This window comes from Ramlibacter sp. (genome assembly GCF_028291745.1).
In the GTDB taxonomy this organism is placed as follows: Bacteria; Pseudomonadota; Gammaproteobacteria; order Burkholderiales; family Burkholderiaceae_C; genus Ramlibacter.
Genome location: NZ_JAQGNQ010000120.1, coordinates 1 through 4,116, shown reverse-complemented (window position 1 = coordinate 4,116; position 4,116 = coordinate 1). Strand labels below are relative to the sequence as shown.

Here is a 4,116-nt window from a genome sequence, read left to right as displayed (position 1 = left end):
CAGGTTGGAGACGCCGCCGGAAATATGCGCATGCGGCAGGTTTTGGCGGATCCAGCGCGTCGCCTCGATGAAGTCGACGCCGTAATTGTTGTGCTCCTCGAGCCCGGTCGCGATCGCGAAAATATTCGGATCGAAGATGATGTCTTCGGGCGGGAAGCCGACCCGTTCGATCAGGAAATCATAGGCGCGCTTGCAGATCTCGGTCTTGCGTTCGTAAGTGTCGGCCTGGCCCTTCTCGTCGAACGCCATCACGACGGCGGCGGCGCCATAGCGGCGCACGAGCGTGGCCTGGCGGCGGAATTCGGCCTCGCCTTCCTTGAGCGAGATCGAGTTGACGATGCCCTTGCCCTGGATGCAGCGCAGGCCGGCCTCGATCACGTCCCACTTCGAGGAGTCGATCATGATCGGCACGCGGGCGATGTCCGGCTCGCTGGCGATCAGGTTGAGGAAGCGCACCATGGCCGCCTTGCTATCGAGCATGGCCTCGTCCATGTTGATGTCGATCACCTGCGCGCCGTTCTCGACCTGCTGCCGGGCGACCACGAGCGCCTGCTCGAACTGGTCGGCAAGGATCATGCGCGCGAAGGCCTTGGAGCCGGTGACATTGGTGCGCTCGCCGATGTTGACGAACAGCGATCCGGGGCCGATGGAGACAGGCTCCAGGCCGGACAGCTTCATGGGGGGGACTTGGGTCTGCTCGCTCATCACTCACCTCGTTGGCGGTCCGGGTGAGCGCGGTTGGGATCCATCTCAAGCCTGACAGTCGCGTGGACTGCTGCAGCGCTCCTTGAGCAGGCTGCGATTTTACGCTGGCCGGAGAAAGACCAACAACCGGACGCAGAACGCGCAGAAACTGCGCAGAAGACGCAGAAGGACAGCCATCAAGAAGGACGGGACAAGCTTCCTTATCTTTCGTCTCTTCTGCGCCTTCTGCGAAACTTCTGCGCGTTCTGCGTCCGGTTGTTGGTCTTTGGTTTTCCACCCTACAGCGGCAGGTCCGCCTTCTTCAAGGTCCTCAGCACGAAGCTCGACTTGCTGTGGCGGATGCCCTTGATCTTGTACAGGCGCTCGCGCAGCAGGCGTTCGTAGTCGCGGGTGTCCTGCACCGCGATACGCAGCAGGTAGTCGTATTCGCCGGAGACGAGGTAGGCCTCGATCACTTCGGGGATGGCCGCCAGCGTCTCGCCGAATTTCTCCAGCGTGTTGTCCGAGTGGCTGTCCAGCGTGACCTGCACCATCACCGTGTCGTTGTAGCCCAGGGCCTGCGGATTCAGGCGCACCGTATAGCCCTCGATCACCCCGGCCAATTCCATCTTCTTGATGCGCTCCCAGCAGGGCGAGGCGCTCAGGCCCACCGCCTGGCCAATCTGTTGCAGGCTGGCGCGGGCGTCCTGCTGCAGGACCTTGAGAATCTTTCGGTCGATAGCGTCCATGCTGGCGATTATCCGGCTCGCTGCCGCCGGCGCCAAAGATCTTTCTGCGGATTGGGCCAGACTGCAGAAAAACAGCAAGACTTTTGGCAGCCGCTGCGGCACAGTGGACACCGTGGGTCGACCGCTTACCGGCCAAGACGCACGACAAGGAGCCGGCGGGTTATCGCCCGCCGGCCACCCGGGTCATCAGGCGGCTTCGCGGTAGAAGAAGCCGCGCTGCAATGCGCGCGTCGGCAGCGGCACCACCGCCTGGCCGATCGCCGCGATGTGCTCCGGCGTGGTGCCGCAGCAGCCGCCCACGATGTTGACCAGGCCTTCGGCCGCGAACTCGCGCAGCAGGCGCGAGGTGACCTCCGGCGTCTCGTCGAAGCCCGTGTCGCTCATCGGATTGGGCAGGCCCGCGTTGGGATAGCAGCTGATGAAGGTGTCGGGTGCCACCTTGTTCAGCTCCTGGATGTAGGGGCGCATCAGCGCCGCACCCAGCGCGCAGTTCAGGCCGATGGCCAGCGGCTGCGCGTGCCGCACGCTGTACCAGAAGGCGCTGACGGTCTGGCCGCTGAGGATGCGGCCGGAGGCATCGGTGACGGTGCCGCTGATCACGATCGGCAGGCGCTCGCCGGAGTCCGCGAAGTATTCGTCGATCGCGAACAGCGCCGCCTTGGCATTGAGCGTGTCGAAGATGGTCTCGACCAGCAGCAGGTCGACGCCGCCTTCGACCAGCGCCTGCACTTGCTCGTAATAGGCCGCGCGCAATTGCTCGAAGTCCACGTTGCGCGCACCCGGGTCGTTCACGTCGGGGCTGATGCTGGCCGTGCGCGGGGTCGGGCCGAGTGCGCCGGCGACGAAGCGCGGCTTCTCGGGCGTGGAGAACTTCTCGACCGCCTCACGGGCGAGCTTCGCCGCCGCCACGTTCATCTCGCGGGCGAAGGCGCCCAGGGCGTAGTCTTCCTGCGCGATGAAGTTGGCGCCGAAGGTATTGGTCTCGATCAGGTCGGCGCCCGCGGCGAGGTAGCCCTCGTGGATGGCGCGGATCACGTCGGGGCGCGTCAGCACCAGCACATCGCTGTTGTTCTTCAGGTCCTTGCGGTGCTCGCGGAATGACTCGCCCCGGAAGTCCTGCTCGGTCAGCTTGAAGCGCTGGATCATGGTGCCCATCGCGCCGTCGAGGATCAGGATGCGCTTTTCGAGCAGGCCCGGCAGGGCCTGGCCACGGGTGTAGACGACGGGCTTCATGCCGCCATTGTAGGAATGGCGCGAGCTCAACCGGCCAGCAGGGACAAGAGCCGGTCCGCCAGCGCCCGCGGCGAGCGGATGCGCAGCGCGGGCAGGCCCGCTGCGCGCAAGTTCGCAGGCGCAGCGCCGGCTTGCAGTTGCAGGCAGCGCACGGCCACACCGGCGCGCGCCGCATCCGCGACTGCGCGGCGCAGGTCACCCAGCAGGTAGGCGGGGTCGGGCACGTCGACGTCGTGCACCTCGCCGTCGGTCAAGACCAGCACCATGGGGCGCCGACCGGTGTCGCGCACCGCCTGGGCCGCACCGGCCGCAGCGTGCCGCACCACCACGCCCAGGCGCGTGGAGCCGCCGCTGCGCAGCGCGCGGCAACGCGCCAGCACCGGCCCCGCCGTGCTCGACTCATCCCACTGCTTGAGCGGCCGGACCTCGACCCGCTGCCGCGTGCGTGAGGCGAAGCTCAGCACGCTCGCGCGGTGGCCGGCGCGTTCCAGCGCGCCCGCGCAGGCAAGCGCCAGTGCCAGCAGGTCGGCCAGCAAGGGGCCGCCGCCGGGGCCGCGGTCACCGGTGGATTCGGAGGCATCGACCAGCACCTGCACGGCCAGCCGCTGGGCGGGCGCGATGCGTTGCCGGTAGATGCGTTCCGGCGGCGGCTGCTGCGCGCGCCGGTGCACGCGGCTGTCCACCAGTGCCGCCGGGTGAAACTCTTCGCCGATCGCGGCCCGGCCATCGTTGCGAGGCAGCCGTCCGCGCAGCCGTGCGAGGACCCGCTCCAGGCGCCGGTGTGCGCCGCTGTCCACGCGAAGCTCCGCGACGATCGGCGCGGTCGCGGCGGGCAGCGTGTAGACCCGGCACCAGTCGGCGCGGAAGCGGCCGATGCGCGCGTCCCATTCCGGGTAATACACGGGCGGCATCTCCACGCGGGGCGCTTGCGCCGCCTGCTCGCGCCCGGGCTGGCCGTCGGCGCGTGCCGCCAGCACGGTGTCCGAGGCGGGGGCGTTGGCCTCCGGCTGCCACAGCCAGCTGCCGTCGTCGCGATACGCTGCGTGGACGCAGTAGGTGCGCGGGTTGAACGGCAGCCGCATCTGGCCGATCTCGTTGCCCAGGCGAGAAGCGGCGGCGCGCACGTCGGCCACCGAATGCAGGCGGGGCGTGCGACCGTCGGCCGCGAAGAACTCCGCCCGGGCCCGCCGCAGCCAAGGGTGCGGGTCGGCCGGGTGCGTCTCCAGCAGGCTGCGCGCCAGCCGCGCCAGCAGTGCCTCGAAGCCGTTGCCCGCCGGCGCATCGTCGCCGGCATGAAAGGGCAGCCACAGCGCGCGCAGCCCGGGCAGCTCCTGCAGGGCCAGCCACTCGACGCGCGCATCCTCCAGCACCGCGAACAGCGCTTGCTGCACCGGCTTCAGGCCGGCGCGCGCCTGCGCGAGGCCGCCGAACCGCCAGTGCGCCGCCGCGT

At 68.6% G+C, this 4,116-nt stretch carries 4 protein-coding genes and 1 riboswitch; all 4 genes read right to left on the bottom strand.

Features of this window, described 5'->3' with window-relative positions; all coding sequences use genetic code 11:
- Positions 1 to 705, bottom strand: a 705-nt coding sequence (locus JWP60_RS22120) for a dihydropteroate synthase (RefSeq protein WP_299796177.1), incomplete at its 3' end; no start/stop codon positions are given.
- Positions 706 to 723: 18 nt separating this feature from the next.
- Positions 724 to 795, bottom strand: a riboswitch (S-adenosyl-L-homocysteine riboswitch).
- Positions 796 to 983: 188 nt separating this feature from the next.
- Positions 984 to 1,433 (bottom strand): Lrp/AsnC family transcriptional regulator, encoded by a 450-nt coding sequence (locus JWP60_RS22115; protein ID WP_299796174.1) that lies wholly within the window; start codon positions 1,431 to 1,433, stop codon positions 984 to 986.
- 186 nt (positions 1,434 to 1,619) lie between these two features.
- The gene (locus tag JWP60_RS22110) at positions 1,620 to 2,666 is read right to left on the bottom strand and encodes a homocysteine S-methyltransferase family protein (RefSeq protein ID WP_299796171.1); all 1,047 of its coding nucleotides are present in this window, start codon (positions 2,664 to 2,666) and stop codon (positions 1,620 to 1,622) included.
- Between the two features lie 26 nt (positions 2,667 to 2,692).
- The coding region (locus JWP60_RS22105; protein WP_299796168.1) for a hypothetical protein at positions 2,693 to 4,116 on the bottom strand (1,424 nt) is incomplete at its 5' end.

Bases quoted from the DNA above. Each gene is read 5' to 3' on its own strand.
- JWP60_RS22110 (WP_299796171.1), bottom strand. From the start codon at position 2,666: ATGAAGCCCGTCGTCTACACCCGTGGCCAGGCCCTGCCGGGCCTGCTC.
- JWP60_RS22115 (WP_299796174.1), bottom strand. From the start codon at position 1,433: ATGGACGCTATCGACCGAAAGATTCTCAAGGTCCTGCAGCAGGACGCC.